The 19,983-nt window shown below is 45.9% G+C and carries 16 protein-coding genes; 15 read left to right on the top strand and 1 reads right to left on the bottom strand.

What is annotated here, in order from left to right; genetic code table 11:
- The first annotated feature begins 53 nt into the window (after window positions 1–53).
- The 3 genes from NSQ91_RS18145 to NSQ91_RS18135 all read left to right on the top strand — a co-directional run bounded on the left by NSQ91_RS18145 (window position 54) and on the right by NSQ91_RS18135 (window position 3,321).
- Entirely contained in the window at window positions 54–1,076 is a 1,023-nt protein-coding gene (locus NSQ91_RS18145) for an HD-GYP domain-containing protein (RefSeq protein WP_051491532.1), read from the top strand.
- 226 nt (window positions 1,077–1,302) lie between these two features.
- Window positions 1,303–1,860: an outer spore coat protein CotE gene (locus NSQ91_RS18140; protein WP_036687755.1), complete on the top strand. Its 558-nt coding sequence runs from the start codon at window positions 1,303–1,305 to the stop codon at window positions 1,858–1,860.
- Window positions 1,861–2,010: 150 nt separating this feature from the next.
- Window positions 2,011–3,321 (top strand): putative amidoligase domain-containing protein, encoded by a 1,311-nt coding sequence (locus NSQ91_RS18135; protein ID WP_340919205.1) that lies wholly within the window; start codon window positions 2,011–2,013, stop codon window positions 3,319–3,321.
- A gap of 14 nt (window positions 3,322–3,335) precedes the next feature.
- Here the strand turns inward: NSQ91_RS18135 and NSQ91_RS18130 are convergent, their stop codons facing one another.
- On the bottom strand, window positions 3,336–4,133 hold the full coding sequence (locus NSQ91_RS18130; protein ID WP_076304078.1) for a GNAT family N-acetyltransferase: 798 nt from the start codon (window positions 4,131–4,133) through the stop codon (window positions 3,336–3,338).
- 207 nt (window positions 4,134–4,340) lie between these two features.
- On the opposite strand from NSQ91_RS18130, the gene mutS reads away from it, so the two are divergent.
- From mutS to NSQ91_RS18070, 12 genes are all read left to right on the top strand, one after another.
- Complete coding sequence (mutS, locus tag NSQ91_RS18125; RefSeq protein WP_076184448.1) at window positions 4,341–7,070, top strand: DNA mismatch repair protein MutS; 2,730 nt, start codon at window positions 4,341–4,343, stop codon at window positions 7,068–7,070.
- Between the two features lie 42 nt (window positions 7,071–7,112).
- Window positions 7,113–9,098, top strand: coding sequence for a DNA mismatch repair endonuclease MutL (gene mutL, locus NSQ91_RS18120; RefSeq protein WP_076184447.1), 1,986 nt, complete (start codon window positions 7,113–7,115; stop codon window positions 9,096–9,098).
- Window positions 9,099–9,142: 44 nt separating this feature from the next.
- The gene (locus tag NSQ91_RS18115) at window positions 9,143–9,922 is read left to right on the top strand and encodes a class I SAM-dependent methyltransferase (protein ID WP_076304079.1); all 780 of its coding nucleotides are present in this window, start codon (window positions 9,143–9,145) and stop codon (window positions 9,920–9,922) included.
- Complete coding sequence (gene miaA / locus NSQ91_RS18110) at window positions 9,912–10,892, top strand: tRNA (adenosine(37)-N6)-dimethylallyltransferase MiaA (protein ID WP_175619957.1); 981 nt, start codon at window positions 9,912–9,914, stop codon at window positions 10,890–10,892. Before NSQ91_RS18115 ends, miaA begins: the two co-directional genes overlap by 11 nt.
- Before the next feature lie 19 nt (window positions 10,893–10,911).
- Window positions 10,912–11,151, top strand: a complete 240-nt coding sequence (gene hfq / locus NSQ91_RS18105) for an RNA chaperone Hfq (RefSeq protein ID WP_036687741.1) — start codon at window positions 10,912–10,914, stop codon at window positions 11,149–11,151.
- Window positions 11,152–11,290: 139 nt separating this feature from the next.
- A complete protein-coding gene (locus NSQ91_RS18100) occupies window positions 11,291–13,849 on the top strand; it encodes a transglycosylase domain-containing protein (protein WP_340919201.1) in 2,559 nt (852 codons plus the stop codon).
- Window positions 13,850–14,035: 186 nt separating this feature from the next.
- On the top strand, window positions 14,036–14,590 hold the full coding sequence (locus tag NSQ91_RS18095) for a DUF402 domain-containing protein (protein ID WP_076190185.1): 555 nt from the start codon (window positions 14,036–14,038) through the stop codon (window positions 14,588–14,590).
- 2 nt (window positions 14,591–14,592) lie between these two features.
- On the top strand, window positions 14,593–15,249 hold the full coding sequence (locus tag NSQ91_RS18090; RefSeq protein ID WP_340919198.1) for a YdcF family protein: 657 nt from the start codon (window positions 14,593–14,595) through the stop codon (window positions 15,247–15,249).
- A 317-nt stretch (window positions 15,250–15,566) separates the two neighbouring features.
- Window positions 15,567–16,541, top strand: a complete 975-nt coding sequence (locus NSQ91_RS18085; protein WP_076098759.1) for an AAA family ATPase — start codon at window positions 15,567–15,569, stop codon at window positions 16,539–16,541.
- A 254-nt stretch (window positions 16,542–16,795) separates the two neighbouring features.
- Window positions 16,796–18,085 carry a GTPase HflX gene (gene hflX / locus NSQ91_RS18080; protein ID WP_076128387.1) on the top strand — a complete coding sequence of 430 codons (1,290 nt, stop codon included), beginning with the start codon at window positions 16,796–16,798 and terminating at the stop codon, window positions 18,083–18,085.
- Window positions 18,086–18,218: 133 nt separating this feature from the next.
- A complete protein-coding gene (locus NSQ91_RS18075) occupies window positions 18,219–19,493 on the top strand; it encodes a methionine gamma-lyase family protein (protein ID WP_340919194.1) in 1,275 nt (424 codons plus the stop codon).
- Window positions 19,494–19,555: 62 nt separating this feature from the next.
- Window positions 19,556–19,966, top strand: a complete 411-nt coding sequence (locus NSQ91_RS18070) for a MerR family transcriptional regulator (RefSeq protein ID WP_019910684.1) — start codon at window positions 19,556–19,558, stop codon at window positions 19,964–19,966.
- The last annotated feature ends 17 nt before the right edge of the window (window positions 19,967–19,983 follow it).

Genomic DNA, 19,983 nt, shown 5'->3' with positions numbered 1-19,983 from the left:
AAATTCAAGCAGGGAATTCATATACGAATTTTCCGCATTGGCAGGTGAGGCGTATGGACAAAGATATGGAATCATTTATCGGAAAACAACTTGTAGCTAACCTCTTTAATGACAAAGGAGTATTTGTTTTACCCGCATTGACTTTATTGAGTGCTGAACATATTAGATTAATTCGTCAACATAAGATCACTCTGGAATCTCATGACGTCGTCCAGCTGGATAGCGCGGAATTTTTCCAGCTTGCAATTGATGATTGTACAGCTGCGATTGAGAATATTTTTGAACAGATTCGTCATAACAAAAATAAAAGAATTCCTATGCTGGAAGTTAGAAATGAAGTGATTCCGTTTATCCAGCAGGTAAGCGAAAAGAATGACTTCTACGGAGTATTGGCTGCTTTGCAGACCAAAGATGATTATACATACAGACATAATGTAGCTGTGGGCATAATATCTACCTTGCTAGGCAAATGGCTGAAGCTAAAGTCTGAGGATTTGAGCATGTTGACCATTGCAGCGACTCTTCACGATATCGGCAAAATGAGAATCCCGGATGACATATTAACCAAGCCCGGTCCATTATCTGACGAAGAGTTTCAGCTGATGAAAAAGCATACGACCTTTGGGTATGAGATGATCAGGGATACGGTAGGCACAAACCATACCCAAGCGCTAGTAGCCTTACAGCATCATGAAAGAATGGACGGCAGTGGCTATCCATTTGGTGTGCTTGGGAACCGGATTACTGATTTCAGTAAAATCGTTGCTGTGGCTGATGTGTTTCACGCGATGACTTCCGACCGATTTTATCGTAAAGCGGCTCCTTTATACGAAGTATTACTGCAAATGGAGGAGAGCGTGTTCGGTAAGCTCGACCCTTATATTTGCAGAGTGTTTATTAATAAGTTAATGCAGTCAATGCTAGGGAACGAAGTGGAATTGACAGATGGGCGAAAAGGAAAAATTGTTATGATTCTTGCTACAGACCCTTTGCGGCCACTGGTGAATATTGATGAGGATTTTATTGACTTAAGCAAACATAGATCGCTTGGAATTGTGCGGGTAATCCCGCAATAGCTGGTGTTTTAAGGTTTTTTGAGGGGGTAGGAATGGCTCCGGAACAGGTTGGACCATTTTTGGAATCTACTCATATATGTACAAAATTTGAAATAAAATGAACTATGAGTCTCCTGAAAAAGCCTTCTTGAGGGCTTACTCAAATTTATTTATAGTCTAACAATCAACAAATGCCTAGAACCTGCATACACTTGATAGTGAATGATTGTATGGAGGAGGTTCAAAGATGTCATTAAGCCATAAACGTCAAACAAGGGAGATCATTACGAAGGCAATTTGCGGCAAAGGTCGTAAGTTCTCTACAGCAACCCATACCGTGACTCCGCCACATCATCCGACTAGTATTTTGGGGGCTTGGATTATCAACCACCAATACGAAGCGGTTGCCGCCGGGAACGGAATCGAAGTAATTGGTACTTATGATGTAAACATCTGGTACTCGTACGACAAGAACAAGCAGACCGAGGTAGCAAAGGAAACAGTCTCTTATGTGGAGCTCATTCCGCTTTCCTACCTGGACACGAGACACCGCACTTCAACAGTTGAGGTCTCTGCGGAGGCAACGCAGGAACCCAACTGTGTAGAAGCGGGCGTATCGCCAGGCGGAGGCAGTGTGACACTTCGCGTAGAGCGCGAATTCGAAGTGGAGTTGGTGGCTGAGACCAAAGTCCGTGTGTATGTCACTGAGCAAAGTGATGATCCAGAAGACAAGGATTATGATTTTGAAGGTGATAGCTTCGATTACGATGATCTGGACCCTGACAATCTGGATGATGAGCTGTAAGGAAGGATACGCCGCCGTTAACTGAGTATCAATGGGTTATGGTCCATTATATGTAGGGAGTGCGGCGGCGTAGAGGGCGAATGCCCTCCTTTTTTTTATTTATTTTTAGGATGAAAAAAGGTTCACGCTCGGATGGAGGCGCTAAAGAGTATGAATGAAGGTCTTAAGGTGTATTCAGAATTGTCTGTGGCAGAGAGAGAGTCCAGATTGCTTAGAAGCGGGGTTGAAGCAACGCTGACGCCCTCTGGAAAACGGTTTGTCGATACATATGCTTCACATGCTACTGAGAAGGGCCACAGGCAGTGTTATAAGATATTGGTTTATCATTTGACTGTCCTCCACATCTCTTTGCTTGGAGCAGGTCTTGGAATGCGTGCGGCCGCCGATAATTACAGCGAAGCTGTGAGGATTGCTAATGCCGAGAGCAATACCACGGGAGGCCGACTGCGGGGAGAGCTTCGCGGGGTGATGAAATTGCTCCAGCGGATTGCTGTCCGCACGCTGTACAGCTTGGGGCTGGATAGCGGTGAGGTCCTGCTGAGGGCAATGGGGAACCGGAGGTATGTGGTGGAGGGAGTCACTCCACTAGTAAAGACCTCCGGGCAACGATTGCCCGAGCCTTATCGTTCCGCAGCGTTAGCGCTGGAACGAAAGCTGGCTCTGGAGCAGCCGGGCCGCAGCGGCCTGCTGATGGGCATGGACCCGGAGTTTATCATCCTCCGGGAATCCACCGGCCGCGTCGTGCCTGCGTCGCGGTACCTGCCCACGGACGGCGTCGCTGGCTGCGACGCCGGACCTCCGGGAACGCGCGGCGCGTTCCCGGTCGCCGAGCTGCGCCCTCAGCCGCGCGGGGAACCGCGCGCACTGCTGGCGCAGCTGATGTCCGCCGCGGCGCTGGCGGACCGGCTCATCGCCGACCGCTCGCTGCGCTGGCGGGCGGGAGGCATGCCGCTGACGGGCTGGGCCCTCGGCGGCCATCTGCACTTCAGCGGCGTGACGCTGACGGCGCCGCTGCTGCGCGCGCTCGATAACTATCTCGCGCTGCCCATGCTTCTGCTCGAAGACGTCCGCGCAGGGGCGCGTCGTCCCCGATACGGCGTGCTCGGCGATTTCCGGACTCAGCCGCATGGCGGCTTCGAGTACCGGACCTTGCCGAGCTTCCTGGTATCCCCGGTCATCGCTAAAGGCGCGGTCTATCTGGCTCACCTAATCGTGAGCCATTATGAGGACCTGACACAACGCCCGCTCGACCGGGAAGACCTGCATATCGCCTACTACAGCGGCGATAAATCTCCGCTGCGCGCCGCAATCCCCCCATTGCTGGCGCAGCTGCGTTCCCTAGGCGGCTACGAGATTGCCGCCCCCTATATCGAGCCTTTATTCGACTATATTGCCGCTGAACGGACGTGGGATGAATCACGGGATATACGTGAGTTATGGTGCAGCAAAGTAAAAGTGTGATTTTACTATTTGGTCTACATGTTAACAATGGTCCATGAACCGATATCTTGAAAACCAAGTCGTTTATAAATAACTCCGGCATGTGGGTTGTCATAAAAGAGGCATAATGACTTTCCTTCATGGAGCAGGTCTGCACATAGCTGTGCCATTACGCGCGAAGCAAGGCCTTGCTCTCTGAATGCTTGATGTGTGGCAACCCCTACAATCATCGCTGACATGGAATTTTCCGCTGAAGTTGAAGCGGTGACAATGACCTTATCTTCCCGTTCTATATAATAGGTGCGGCCGGTGTTGCTTTCCAGCGTTTTACGCAGGCTGGTTCTTGAACCATTCCGGCTGCTTTCAAATTCTTCAATGGTATCCGTGAGTGCGCAAATCGCTTCTACATCCTGAACCGTAGCTTTTTTAATAGGCTCAGCTGAAGAGAAGGACTCACTTATTTTATTGTTCATTTCTTTTAATTCAGCAAAATACAGCTGTTTTACTTGTTTGAAATTAATTTCCCCGTCAAAAGCCTTCACCACCTCTGAGGCTCCGGAGATCATATGTATGTCATTATCCTTTCGGATAATCTCAGCGAACCCCTCGACATCAAAAGGGCCATCTGCATAAGGAAGGTAACTTCTATAGAAGCGCAGCAGAACGGCTTTTATCCGCCCGTCGGCTGGATCAATCTCTCCCCATAAATCCATGAAATCCTGCTCAAACCCAAAATTCTCCACATCGCCAATGATAAATAAATTAAGCGCCGGCTCTTTCCGCAGCAATGCCATCAGCAGCTCTTGATCATCCTTCGTTAGCTTTCGTATCATATTGTATTCTCCTTTGATTTTTATATGGGCTGACGCTCTGTGTTAAGATTTTACAATATTTAAAAGCAGAAGAATATACCTCATGTAAGTGTTTGTCTGATAAGTATTCTAGTCTTTCGTTGTACTAATGTGAGGTTTCAGGGTAACTTTGTCCATCAATTTTCTGTTATAATGGGGGACAGCATTAAATAGGCATGGAGGTTGACCATGGCACAATATACGCCGATGATAGAGCAATATTTAAAGGTAAAGGAAGGGGCTAAGGATGCCTTCCTATTTTTTAGACTGGGCGATTTCTATGAAATGTTCTTTGAAGATGCCATTTTGGCTTCCAAGGAGCTTGAGATTACGTTGACAGGCCGCGAAGGCGGGGGCGAGGAGAAAATCCCTATGTGTGGAGTGCCTTACCACGCCGCCGAGGGATATATTCAACGCCTGATAGAAAAAGGATATAAAGTCGCCATTTGTGAGCAGTTAGAGGATGCTTCAGTCACTAAAGGCATGGTGAAGCGGGATATTGTACGCGTCGTGACACCAGGAACCGTGATGGATGGAAAAATCATTGCTGACAAGAGCAATAACTACCTCGTTTGCGTCACCGAAAGTGACGGAATGATGGCATTAGCTGCCTGCGATTTAACAACTGGTGAGCTGTATGTTACTTCGGTATTATCTGGAGCCGAATGGCTGCGTGATGAGATTGGCATTTATGAACCGGCTGAGATCATCGGAGACGCTGCACTTTTGGAGATCCTGCGAAGCGAAACGCCGCTGTTAGCCAAACCTGTAGTTTACACCCCTTGGGAGAAACGCGAGGAGGAGCTGGCACGTCGTCAGTTCGGTGAAGCGGCATGGGTACGTCTAGAGAAGGAACGTGGACAATGTCTGGCGCTTCTGATCTCTTATCTGAATGAGACCCAGCGGCGTTCGTTAGGGCAGCTTAGTCAGATTTCTCCTTATGAACCAGGCAATTATATGATTCTAGATCCATTTACACGCCGGAATCTTGAACTAACCGAGACGGTTCGCGAACGCTCCAAAAAAGGATCCCTGCTCTGGCTGCTGGATCGAACGGAAACGTCGATGGGCGCCCGTCTGTTGCGCCGCAGAATTGATAAGCCGCTATTGCAGCGAGCTCCGATCGAACGGCGCCTAGAGGCTGTCGATTATTTGTACAATCAGTTTATCGTTCGCGAGGACCTGCGTTTAGCGCTTAAAGAAATTTATGATTTGGAGCGTTTGGTGGGTCGTATTGCTTTTGGCAGCGCCAATGGCCGTGATATGAATGCTCTGAAATTATCGCTGGCGCAAATTCCTGCATTGAAGGATTTATGTATGACCTCCGGTTCAGCTACTTTACGAGAGATCGGTGCAAGTATGGATGAATGCGCTGAGCTGCGAGAGGATATTGACCGCGCAATCGTCGAGGATGCCCCGGTGTCTGTGCGCGACGGTGGCATTATCCGTTCCGGTTATCATGAACGTTTGGACGAGCTTAGGGAAGCTAGCAGTAACGGTAAACGTTGGATCGCTGAACTGGAAGCTAAGGAAAGACAGGCCACTGGCATTAAGTCACTGAAGATCGGCTATAACAAAATCTTCGGGTATTTCATAGAGATCACCAAATCCAATCTGGCTGCACTGCCGGAAGGAAGATATGAACGTAAGCAGACGCTTGCCAACGCAGAGCGTTTTGTCACTCCTGAGCTTAAAGAGAAGGAAGCACTCATCCTTGAAGCTCAGGATAAAATGACGGATTTGGAATACAGCCTGTTTACCGAGCTGCGTGATCGCATCAGCGGGCAAATTCCCCGCCTGCAAAATCTTGCGGAAAAGGTTGCCGAAATTGATGTATATCAATGCTTGGCGGCAGTTAGTGCCGAACATCGTTTTGTGAAGCCAGTCCTTTCGGATGGTTATGATCTTCGGCTTGAAGGGGGCCGTCATCCAGTTGTGGAGGCGGTGCTTAAAGATTCTGCTTTTATTGCAAATGGAAGCACGCTGAGTAAGGAAGAAGGTAATATTCTTCTAATTACAGGTCCTAATATGGCGGGAAAAAGTACTTACATGCGTCAGGTGGCGCTGATCTGCATCATGGCTCAGATTGGATGTTTTGTACCAGCAAACAGTGCTGAAGTTCCGCTTATAGACCGGATCTTTACTCGTATTGGAGCAGCTGATGATTTGATCGGTGGACAAAGTACATTTATGGTGGAAATGGCTGATATCCAGGTTATGACAGAGAAAGCAACAGCTCGTAGCTTGATTATTATTGATGAGCTGGGAAGAGGTACCTCGACCAGTGAAGGTATGGCCATCGCTCAGGCGGTTATTGAATATGTACATGATGTTATTTCTTGCAAAGCTCTAGTTTCGACGCATTTTCATGAATTGGCTCATTTGGAAGGGAGTCTTAAAGGACTGCGGAATTACTCTATGGCTGTTCAGGAGAGCGGTGATAAAGTAAACTTCCTGCGCAAGCTAGTTCCTGGAGCGGCTGACAGCAGCTATGGGATCTATTGTGCACGTCTTGCAGGTCTTCCTGAAGGGATTATTGACCGAGCTTATGGTCTCTTGCAGAGCATTGAGCAGGCAGCCCATCCTGGTGGTTCTGAACTTCATTACGGGGGAAGCCTCGAAAGACAGGCGGCTGTAAGAGAAGTTGCTAGCGCATCCTCGATAGCGCAAGCCGTAAGTGTCATCACTGAGGCACCTGTAGAAAATGAGGTTGTTCAGTTGTCTATCTTTGGTGAGGAAGAACCACGCAAGAATCGCAAAGGTAGTGCACATCAAGTTGCGGTAACTGAAATCCAAGAGAATCCTGCGCTAAAAGAGTTCATTTCTTCTGTGCGTGACGCTGATCTTATGAATATGACGCCGCTGCAGGCGATGAGTCTGTTGAACGAGCTGAAGATGAAGGTTAAGGATCTGCAATAAAGATTTTATAATAATTGATTGCCTAAATAAGAGGTGAATGAAATGGCCAAAATTCATATATTGGACGAGCATATTGCCAACCAGATAGCTGCGGGTGAAGTAGTAGAGCGGCCAGCTTCTGTTGTAAAGGAGCTTGTCGAGAATGCAATTGACGCTGGCAGTACAAGAATTGAGGTATCGGTAGAAGAGGGGGGCTTGCAGAGCATCCGCGTTAAAGATAATGGCTCCGGGATTGATCCTGAAGATTGCGAGACCGCCTTTTACCGGCATGCTACAAGTAAAATTCTGAATGGCCGCGATCTATTTCAAATCACAAGCTTAGGCTTCCGCGGAGAGGCACTTCCCAGTATTGCCGCGGTCTCCAAGGTATCGCTTCTAACTGCAACTGCCGATGACGGCAAAGGGCGCCTAGTAGACATTGAGGGTGGCAATCTCATACGAAATGAGGACGCTCCTTCCGGCCGGGGAAGTGATCTTGCCGTTCGTGAATTGTTTTTTAATACGCCGGCAAGGCTGAAATATATGAAGAGTATTCAGACGGAGCTGGGCCATATCTCAGATGCCATGTACCGCATGGCGCTGGCTCATCCGGGGATCTCTTTTACCTTGCATCATAATGGCAATCAACTGCTGCATACGCTCGGAAATGGTGATCTGCTGCAGGTCATCGCAGCTGTTTACGGAACCAATGCCGCCAAAGCAATGCTGCCGATTACGGCAGAAGACTTGGATTACCGGATTTCCGGATATATTAGTCGTCCAGAATGGACACGTTCCAATCGAAATGCAATCACTACTATTGTCGGTGGACGTTATATTCGCAGTAATGGACTGAACGCAGCAATCATGCGTGCTTATCACACCTTGCTTCCGATTAACCGTTATCCGTTATTAGTTCTTGAACTGGATATGCACCCCTCTTTGGTAGATGTCAATGTACATCCAGCAAAACTCGAGGTTAGATTCAGTAAGGAGAATGAGCTTTACACCTTTGTTGAGCAGGAGATCCGCAAAATACTGCTGGGGCAAAGTCTGATTCCACGTCCAAGCAAGGAAACAATCGGACCCAAGGGCAGCAGCTCCTTTATCCAGGAGCAATTTGCTTTTTCCAAAGGAGCTGTTCCGCCGTCATCTTCGAATGGTGATGAGAAGGATACAGCCCCTACGGGATCAGCCAGCTTCTTAAGTGGACTACAGTCATCGAACCCTGACCGTAATTCCCGTGATTTTAGCAAGGATGGTCAGGCGGATCATCAGGTAGCTCGCGAGGTAGCTCCAGCTTACGGATCAGGCTATCCGTCTTCATCTTCGCAGGGGCGCCAAACTAATGCGAATACTAGTTATTCCAATAGCTATCGCCCGCAAGAAACGTCAATGGCGCAGAAGCAGCTCCCTTCGGTTGAGAAGCTATGGGCTCCACCACAACAAGAAGAGCCTGGACTTCCGGCCTTTCCTGAGCTTAATTATATAGGCCAGCATCATGGGACCTATATTATTGCCCAGAATGATGGAGGACTCTATTTAATCGATCAGCATGCGGCACATGAACGTATTAATTACGAATACTTCTATGAGAAATTTGGTCGGCCGGAGGATGCCTCACAGGAGCTGCTACTGCCGATTACACTGGAGTTCACGCCTTCTGAAAGTCGTCAGCTTAGTGAACGTCTACATTGGTTTCAGCAGGCCGGGGTATACCTTGAGCACTTTGGCGGACAGACCTTTCTTGTTCGTTCTTTGCCCTATTGGTTTCCTGAAGGGGATGAGAAGGCGGTCGTTGAAGAAATGGCGGAGTGGGTCTTAAGCGAGCGTATGATTGATCTTGCGAAGCTACGAGAAAAGTCATCGATTCTGTGTTCATGTAAAGCCTCGATTAAGGCCAACCATAAACTAACAGAACAGGAAGTGGAGGCTCTGTTGTCCCGACTGGCAGAGTGCAAACAACCGTATACTTGCCCACATGGACGGCCGATTGTGATCTCTTTTTCATCCTATGATTTAGAGAAATTGTTCAAGCGGGTTATGTAATTATACATTTTTTGAAATTTGTTAAGAGCAAGACTGGAGGCACCATGATTATAACTACGGGGTATAGCCCGATAATGGAAATAGTAGAACGCGCGCAAAGCCTTGCGGAGAGAACGGGTTGTAGTTATGCTCCACGTGAGAAGCTCTCCATTACAAGGATGGTTGAACATTACGGAGATGAGGATATTCTGATTCTATCTCAGGACGCTGTTCGACTACACCGCTTAGGAATGGAGCCTATGGAGTTTCATCCGAGCATGGGCTTCGTTCGCGCTAAACGAATTCTAAAGGGTGAGATCGAGCCGATGCTTGTTGCGGCTCGAATGCTTCCCGGAGATAGCGTATTGGATTGTACAGCTGGATTAGGAGCTGACTCCTTACTGTTTGCTGTAAATGGTGGTGAGTCCTCAGAGGTTACCGCTTTGGAGAGCTCATTACCGCTGTACGCACTGCTCAGTGAAGGGATGTCTCATTACACCTCTGGGCAAGTAAAGGTCAATGAGGCTTTACGCAGAGTTAATGTCGTGCATAGTGAACATTTGGATTATTTACGGTCTCAACCAGATCGAAGTGTGGATATTGTTTACTTTGATCCTATGTTTCGCGTGCCTCTGACGGGTTCTGCCTCGATTTCCCCGCTGCGGCAATTCGCTAACCGTGCAGCCTTATCGACAGAGAGTGTAGCCGAAGCGGTTAGGGTCGCCCGTAAGACTGTTCTTTTAAAAGAAAAGGCTTTGAGTGGCGAATTTGAACGTCTAGGGTTTACTGAGCTGCTCCGAAGCAACTCCAAAACATCGTACGGGGTGATACACATTGACAACTAAAGAAAGGCATAAGGTTCTAGTGCTGTTAGGACCAACTGCCGTAGGCAAAACCCGGTTAAGTCTGGAGCTGGCAGCGGCTTATAACGCTGAGATTATTTCCGGCGATTCGATGCAGGTTTATCGTGGCATGGATATTGGTACAGCTAAGATTACACCCGCCGAAATGAACGGCATTCCCCATCACCTGATCGATATTCATGATCCGCAGGATGCGTATTCTGCCGCTGAATTTCAAGAGCAGGGCACTAGACTCATCGAGGAGATAAGCGCTAGAGGGAAGCTTCCCTTTATCGTAGGGGGGACTGGACTGTATATTGAGTCTTTATGTTACGGCTTTCAGTTCTCGGAAGCAGTGGCTGATGAAGCTTTCCGTAAAGAGCAGGATCAATTTGCGGAAGAACATGGAGCGCTTGCACTGCATGCCAGACTCGAGGCGGTTGATCCAGTCAGCGCAGCCAAACTTCATCCTAACGACCGTCGCAGAATTATCCGTGCACTGGAAATTCAACACCAGACAAACACTACACTTTCCGCTTCTCATGCTGCTCAAAAGAAGGAATCTCCCTATGACTTATGTCTCATAGGTTTGACAATGGACCGGAAAATACTATATAAACGTATTGAGGACCGAATTGATAGCATGCTGGCGGATGGTCTCGTTGCTGAGGTGAAGGGACTGCTGGATAACGGTTACAGCAGAAGCCTTGTGTCCATGCAGGGATTGGGTTACAAGGAAATTGCCGCTTACCTGGCGGGAGAGCTGACGCTGGAAGAAGCTGTGATACTGCTTAAACGCGATACTCGCCGATTCGCCAAAAGACAGTTGTCATGGTTTCGCCACATGAAGGAAATCGAGTGGATCGATGTCGAAGGTGAACAAAACTTTTCTGAGAATTTCTCAAAAATACGTGGTATAATAGCAGGAAAGTTTCTCTCAGGTCTTGAATATACTTCTGAACAATCTAATTGAACCATTGGGGGTACGTCATATGAACAAGTCCATTAACATCCAAGATACATTCTTGAACCAACTACGCAAAGAAAATATCCCTGCTACGGTATATCTGACCAACGGTTTTCAAATCCGGGGAATAATTAAAGCATTCGACAATTTTACAATCGTCATTGACAGTGATGGACGCCAGCAAATGGTGTATAAACACGCAATTTCCACGTTCACACCACAACGTAGTGTATCACTGATGCAAGACAGCAGTAGTGAAGAATAACATTTATCAAAAATGAATTGAAACCTTTCTTGTTTATAAATCGTTTGAATAGAGTGTGAGAGAGCAACCTGTGAAGGTTGTTCTTTTCATTCATGGCAGACCATTTATGTTTATTTCCGAAAGGGAGTCAGGAGGCATTATGTCTAGAGACGATACATCCAGGACGAATCACAATAGAGATAGAGGATCGTCCAGTTCCAAATCAAAACCAAAATCAAAACCAAAAAAGAAAAAGAAATTTTTGACGAAGAAGCGTGTGCTGTGGAGCTTGTTCTTCGCTACGGCATTGGCCATTTTCTGTGCATTAGGTGGATATCTGTTCATTATGCTAAATGGTCAAAAGCTTCTGCTTGAGAACCAAGATAAGCTAACAGTGAATGAAACGACTAAGGTATATGACCGCAATGCTAATTTAATCGGCGAATTATCACTGGAGAAAAGTGATCCAGTAGAGTATGAAGAAATTCCACCGTTATTGGTTAACGCTTTTGTAGCCACAGAGGATAAACGTTTCTTCGAACATTCTGGTGTGGATTTATGGTCGATTGGCCGGGCAGCAGTAAAGGATATAGCCGCACGAAGTATGGTAGAGGGCGGTAGTACCATTACTCAACAGCTCGCCAAAAACATCTTCCTGACACGGGACAAGACGTTTTTCCGTAAAGCTACTGAGGTGTCGATTGCCGTAGCCCTGGAGAATCAGAAATCTAAAGAAGAGATTATTACCATGTATCTGAACCGGATTAACTTCGGGGGTACAATTTACGGAATTAAAGCAGCATCAGTAAGATATTTTGGTAAAAGTGATTTGAGTCAGCTTAAGGTTTGGGAAATCGCGACATTGGCGGCTATGCCAAAAGGCCCGTCTCGTTACAACCCGCTGCGTAACCCTGATCTTTCGAAGGAACGCCGGGCAGTAGTGCTTCAGCTTATGTATGAGCAAGGGTACATTACGGAGCAGGAAAGAGACGAAGCAAAAGCCGTAGATTATAACTATAAGCCGCCAGAAAAGAAACAGCGTTATCAAGCATTTATTGATTTTGCAGTAGATGAGGCGGAAGAAAAATTTGGATTGTCAGAAGATGATCTGAATATCGGCGGATACAAAATTTACACTACCATGGATAAGCATGCTCAAGAAACGGTTGAAGATGCTTTTGCAGATAGTGATAATTTTGAAAAGAGTGTAGATGAAGAGCTGGTACAAGGCTCAATGACGATTGTGAATCAGGAGAATGGCAGCATTGTCGCACTCCTTGGCGGACGGAATTATGAGAAAAAAGGCTACAGTCGTGTAACTGGCAGCCGTCGTTCTCCAGGTTCTGCTTTCAAACCAATTGTCTCTTATGCTCCAGCGCTGGAAACTGGGAAATTCACCATGAATTCAACGCTAAGCAACGAGAAGCAATGTTTCGCGAACTATTGTCCAACCAACCTACACGGATATTCTAAGAGCATCAACATGAGTGATGCCATTCAGAAATCAGAGAATATTCCGGCTGTTTGGCTGCTCAATGAAATTGGTGTGAATACCGGATTTAAATTTGCCAAGAAACTAGGCATTGGATTGGAAGATGAGGATAAGAACCTATCGCTGGCTCTTGGAGGCATGAGCAAAGGGACCAATACGCTGGAAATGGCGCAAGCCTACAGCGCTTTTGCAAATGGCGGCGAACTAAGAGAGGCTTATTCCATTAAATCCATCTCTGATAGCAGTGGTGAGACGGTCTACAAAGCGAATACAACGCCTGAGCGAGTGATGAGTAAGGAAACAGCTTATCAAATGACTGAGATGATGCAGAAGGTCGTGGAGAGCGGTACGGGTAGAAAAGCTAGGATTGACCGTCCTGTTGCCGGTAAGACCGGTACGACGCAAAGTGGATATTCTGGAATCAGCTCGAACCGTGATGTATGGTTTGTAGGCTATACGCCAGAATGGACTGCAGCAGTCTGGATGGGTTACGACAAGCCAAGTAAAAAGCATCTGCTTAAGAACAGCAGTCCGCTTGCCGCTGCTTTCTGGGGTAAGGTCATGGAGGAAGCGCTGAAGGATGTTCCTAAGAAATCCTTCCCGCAGCTCGATAACGAGATTGCTCCTGAGCCTACTGAAACACCAGAAACAGCTCAGACCGTTACTGGACTATCAGCAGCATATGATCCTTCTACGATGACTGTAAATCTCAATTGGGAGGCAGTTCCTGTTGCCGGCGTTGAGTATCGTATTTATCGTAGAGAGACATCGGAAGCTGAATTTGCCTCACTGTTAAATACAGTGACTACCAGCGCAGGCGATTTTAGTGCACTGCCTGGTTTGGTTTACGAGTATTATGTAACTACTTATGACCCTGCGCTAAAAGTGGAGAGCGAACCCTCCAATGTGGTTAGTGTATCCGTGCAGGATGAAATGCCGACCCCTGAACCCACCATAGATCCTAATCTTCCGACCCCGACCCCAGAGGACGGTGGCAACAACGGAGAGAATGGAAATGGTGGCAATAACGGAGGCGGCAATGAGGGTGGCGGAAATGACGGTGGTACTACAATCCCTGAAATCACCCCGCCACCGCCAACACCAATGCCGACCCCAACTCCAGAACCCACTATCGGTGGAGAGGGTTCCGGCGATGAGAGTGGGAATGTATCCACAAACCCTGATCCAGAGACAGGTTTTGTGAACGGGGATTCTTCCACTCAATAAAACGAATTTGAATTTCGAACAATAGCTTTATCCATGGCAGTCCAGCTTTGCTTTATTTATAGAGCGAAGCTGGACTGCCGTTTTTATTAGGTTTAGAAGAAAAATTTCTTGTATTTTGCGGGATATTTTGAGTGTATCCTCTAAATGTGTTAAGCTGAATAGACCATACTGGAGAGGGTAATTTCTATGAAACGTAAATTCGGAGACCGGGCCAACTGGCGCCGGATTACGCGTCGCCATTTTGCCTGCCGCTATGTGGAGAGCCGGGAATTCAGCGGATATATTACGCTTTATACCATCTACGGGCTGAAAGAACCACTGTGGAAGAGCTATGGACGACATACATATCGTATTGCAGATAAAGGTTATTCCTGGCTGCAATATTTTCCGAAAGATAGTCACTATATTGTGACGGCTATGTTCGACGAAAAACAAAATATTGTTCAATGGTACATAGACACCTGTAAAGTGCAAGGCGTTACTGACCAAGGTGTGCCTTGGTTTGACGATTTGTATCTGGACGTGGTAGTACTTTGGAACGGCGAGGTGTTTTTGCTCGATGAGGATGAACTGGAGGAAGCACTGGAGAGGCAAGACATCTCAGAAAACGATTATAAGCTAGCCTGGGAGACTGCCCATACTATTTTACGTGGCATCGATGCTCATGCTTTCCCTTATTTCTCACTCTCTTTGAAACATCGTGCCGAATTATTTCATCATGGAGAATTCAGGAGGAAATAAAGATGGAATGGTACGTTTATGGAAGAGACTCTTCCCCGATTCGGATTGTTCGCAAAAAACGCCGAATTTGGTCTAAACGAACGTTGCTTATTGCTTTAATGGTTATTGTTGTAGTTGGTTTGTTGTGGTGTGCGTACGCATTGAGGAATATCAATAAAGCCGCAACGACAGATCCTATGCTCAAAGCCGATACAGGGATCATTCTTGGCATGTCGATGTGGGGAGAAGAACCTAGCCCGGGATTGAAGGAACGATTGGATTACGGGCTTAAGCTTTATCAAGAGGGGATGTTCCCGCATATCATAGTTTCTGGAGGTTTGGATAAACCTGATCTGAAATATACCGAAGGTCAAGGCATGCGCAATTATTTAGTAGCTCATGGAGTTCCGGATAGCGCCATTTCTGTTGAAAATAAAGCTACCAGCACTTACGAGAATCTTCTGTATAGCAAAGCAATTATGATAAGTGAGGGATTGTCCTCAGCAATTATTATTACGCATACATATCATGGATGGCGTTCACACGAAATCGCGGACGAGCTCGGTTATGTGAATCCTGAACTGGGGCTTACTGAATCCACTGTTCTGTCGATGACAAGGCATAAGTCGCGTGAAATTCTAGCCTATACGAAATGGAAAATCCAGCAGTTGTTCCTGTAATTGTTCTCAATTATCAGAATCTTCTAATAATGCTTCCTATTCCGGAAGAGACTTGATTAGAAAAGCCAGCCCCCAAATGGACTAAACTCTAAAGGGGGGCTATTTGTTATTTGTATATCAAAAATAATGGGGTTGTGAAATGATAAAAAAATAAAGTTCTGCTTATGACTTTTATGCATTTCGGTCATTCTATCCTCGTGTACCATCGTAGAAGATGCGAGAGATAGCAGGGAATCCAATGTCGAAACCCCATTCTTTAAAACAAGTGCATGATGTCATTCAGTTATTGCATATAATGCTCTAACGAGGTGATTACAATGGGTGAAGAAAATTTAAGAAAGATAACCATTAATGATTCCAGAATGAATATAACTTTCAAAAATCAAGACCCAACAAATATTACGAATGAAACATTGGAGAGCGCGCTGGCTCAAAATAATCATTTAGAATCTACAAAAGAAATCCTGCAAGAGCTTCATGAGCTTATCGGTCTTGAAAAGGTGAAGGATCTCATATATGAAATTCATGCGCTTATCCAAGTGGAAAAAATGAGACAAGAACTGGGGTTAAATGTAGTTAATCAGGTTTATCATATGTTGTTTAAAGGCAACCCCGGGACTGGGAAGACAACTGTAGCAAGAATCGTTGCCAAGCTGTTAAAGAATATGGGCATATTAAGTAAAGGTCAATTAATCGAAGTAGAGAGAGCGGATTTAGTGGGGGAATACATAGGGCATACAGCTCAAAAGACCAGAGACCTTGTTAAGAAGGCTATGGGTGGCGTATTATTCATTGATGAGGCTTATAGCTTGGCTAGAGGCGGAGATAAGGATTTTGGAAAAGAGGCAATCGACTGTCTTGTAAAGGTTATGGAGGACAGGAATGATGATCTCATCATTATCTTAGCGGGTTATCCAAATGAAATGGAGATGTTCATGGAGGCTAATACCGGGCTTCCCTCACGATTTCCAATTCAACTCGATTTTCAGGACTACACAACAGATGAACTGATATTGATTGCACATAAAATGGCTGCTGAAAGAGACTATATAATTACTCCAGAAACAAACGGGAAACTAAAAGAGTTAATCCTTAATGAGAAAATTATTGAAGAAAACTTTAGTAATGCCCGTTATGTACGCAATATCCTCGAACAGGCAATCCGCCATCAAGCGGTTAGATTAATAAGCAGGCATGTCAAAATATCTAAACAATCTTTGATGGAGATCTTACCGAGAGACCTTGTTCTTCCGGTCGATGATTATTCAAAAGGGGAGAGTATAATTTCTTAAATAAATTGACACCAGCTAAGTTTATACGTGCTTAGTCGGTTTATCTTTTATAAAAGATTGAAGATTATCATAATGAAAATGCGGACAGAATGGTGAGCCGTTCCATTATCAGCCTATATTACCAATGAAACTTATGATAAAATGTTTTGAAGCGCTGTGAATGAACAGGTTCAGCTGTATAACATCAGCAAGAAGTGAAAAACTGATTAAATGGTACACAAAGATTCTATTACCGTCATAAGGAGCATGAATAAATGGCAATAACTACGCATGATACAGAAACGGATATTCAAGATCGGGCGATATTGGTCACTCTCGTCACAGATAAAATTAAACGTACCGGTATTGACCCAGAGCTTTCTCTGCAGGAATTAGTACAATTAGCAGAAACAGCAGGTGTTGAAGTCCTGGATGTGTTGCGTCAGAATAAGGAAACACCGGATTCAAAATGGTTTATCGGGAAAGGTAAAGTAGAAGAGCTTCGCATGGCCGCTGATGGTCTTGGAGCTAATACGGCTATTTTTGATCAGGAATTATCTGGAGCGCAGGTACGGAACCTTGAAGAGTCTCTGGATCTGAAAATTATTGATCGGACGCAGCTCATTTTGGATATTTTTGCTGGGCGGGCCAAAACACGAGAGGGTATTATTCAAGTAGAGCTGGCACAGCTGTCCTATCTTTTGCCGCGGTTATCCGGTCAAGGCAAAAACTTATCCAGATTAGGCGGGGGGATAGGAACCAGAGGACCAGGTGAAAGTAAGCTTGAGACCGATCGCCGTCATATTCGCGGTCGGATTACGGAGTTGAAACGCCAGTTGGATGAGGTAGTTAAAACCCGTGAATTGCACCGTGAACGCCGCCGTAAGGCAGGGGCAGTGCAGGTTGCTCTAGTCGGCTACACGAATGCTGGTAAATCGACGCTGCTTAAGCAGCTTACGGATGCGGATGTTTATATTGAGAATCAATTGTTTGCTACGCTTGACCCTACTTCACGTGTGCTTCAACTAACGGGTGGCAAAGAGGTAGTGCTTACGGATACTGTAGGCTTCATTCAGAATCTTCCGCATGATCTTGTAGCATCTTTCCGCGCAACGCTGGAGGAAGTCAATGAGGCCAATCTGGTGTTGCATGTAGTGGATGCCTCATCTCCAATGCGTGAGGAGCAGATGGAGATTGTGCAAACTATTTTGCAAGATTTAGGGGCAGCCAGCAAACCGCAAATAGTGCTTTTTAATAAAATCGATCTATGTGAGCCTGAGCAACTGGAAATGCTGCCAACAGGCACAGGTTTTTTGAAGATCAGTGCATTTAACCCTGAGGATTTAACCCGGATTATTGAAATTATCTCTGATGAATTGGCTGGAGATACGCTGAATTTTCGCATTCCTGGAGACCGAGGCGATATTTCTTCTCTGCTTTACAGAGTGGGTGAGGTTCTGGAAACTACCTATGACGAGAACGATGTTATCTATAACGTCCGTCTTAATAAAGAGGATTATGATAAATGGGGTTACATGCTTGCTGATTTTGTGGACCAGCCGTAATCTTCTTTGTTCCCCTAAAGTGGAAATGCTTGTTGTATAGGTATAAAATAATAGCTAATGACAAAAAGCGTCAGGCAACTGTCGCTTTCTGTCATTATGATGGCAAGTAAATGTAAGGAGCGAATAAGAACTAATGGCAGTTTTTGCAGAAGATATTTTAGGAGCGGCAGAGTCCGCAGAAGTTGAAATCGAAGGTGCAGTCAAAGCTCTTGATCGAATTGTCGATAAGAATCAATGGAAGGTTATTGAAGCGTTTCAACGTCATCAGGTCAGTGATTATCATTTTGCGGGTTCAACGGGGTATGCTTACAACGACCGTGGACGCGAAGTGCTGGATCTTATCTATGCTGACGTTTTTGGTGCGGAATCAGCTTTGGTGCGCCCTCATTTTGCTTCAGGAACACATACCATTTCAACAGCCCTCTTTGGTGTGCTGCGACCAGGAGACGAGCTTTTATACATCACAGGTCGTCCGTACGATACCTTACACAAGGTGATTGGCCAAGCAGGAGATGGGACAGGCTCACTCGCAGACTTCGGAATTACATATCGGGAAGTTGCCCTTACATCAGAGGGTAAGATTGATTGGGAAGAGGTAACTCTCTCTATCAATGAGAAAACTAAAGTAATTGGAATCCAAAGATCGCGTGGTTATGATTGGCGTGCTTCCTTCACAGTAGCCGAAATAGGTGACATGACAGCGAGAGTGAAGTCATTGAAACCGGATGTTATTGTGTTCGTTGATAATTGCTATGGTGAGTTTACTGAAGAGCTTGAGCCTCCGCAGGTTGGAGTGGATCTAGTAGCGGGTTCATTAATTAAAAATCCTGGTGGTGGAATTGCTGAGACGGGTGGATACATCTGTGGGCGCAGAGATCTAGTAGAGCTTACAGCGTACCGTCTTACAGCTCCTGGTATCGGTGGCGAGGTAGGCGCAATGTTAGGAACTACCCGCGGGTTATACCAAGGTCTGTTCATGGCTCCGCATACAGTTGGACAAGCCCTTAAAGGCAGTATTTTTGCGGCAGCTGTATTTCAGCGCTGCGGGTTTGAGACGAAACCAGCGTGGAATGAACCTCGTACAGATTTGATTCAGGCGGTTTCCTTTGATGGACCGGATCACTTGATTGCCTTCGTGCAGGGAATTCAACGTGCTGCGGCGGTAGACAGCCATGTAGTTCCAGAACCATGGGATATGCCGGGATATGAACATCCTGTCATCATGGCGGCAGGTACGTTTATACAAGGTGGTAGCTTAGAGTTATCGGCAGATGCGCCTATCCGTGCGCCTTATATTGGCTATATGCAAGGGGGATTAACCTACTCCCATGTCAAATATGGCGTTTTGATGGCACTCCAAAGTATGCGTGATCGAAAATTACTGTCAGAAAATCTTACACACCATTGACACGCTGTATTAGGAAATGTACAATGAGATCAGAAAAAGATCATTGGAAGGTTGGATGAGTCATGGGTGATGAAATCCGCAGAAATATGGCATTATTTCCTATTGGAATTGTAATGAAGTTAACTGATTTATCTGCAAGACAAATTCGTTATTATGAACAGCATAGTCTAATCGTACCTGCACGTACCTCTGGGAATCAACGTTTGTTCTCTTTTAATGATGTTGAGCGCCTATTAGAAATTAAGGCCTTGATTGAAAAGGGTGTTAACATTGCTGGCATCAAGCAAGTAATGAACCCAGTCTCGAAGGAATCCGAAGAAGCTACTGTGATTACCCCTGACACAGAGGTTAGACGTAGAGAGCTATCAGATTCGCAGCTTCACCGTTTGCTGAAGCAAGAACTAGTTTCCGGTAAAAGACCGGGACAGGTATCGCTTATTCAAGGTGAGTTATCCCGGTTTTTTAATAAATAATAATATACAGAGTTTTG

It is taken from the genome of Paenibacillus sp. FSL R7-0048 (genome assembly GCF_038004505.1).
GTDB classification, from domain to species: Bacteria; Bacillota; Bacilli; order Paenibacillales; family Paenibacillaceae; genus Paenibacillus_AQ; species Paenibacillus_AQ odorifer.
The sequence above is the reverse complement of the archived record's forward strand: the minus strand, read 5'-3'. Positions and strand labels throughout refer to the sequence as shown.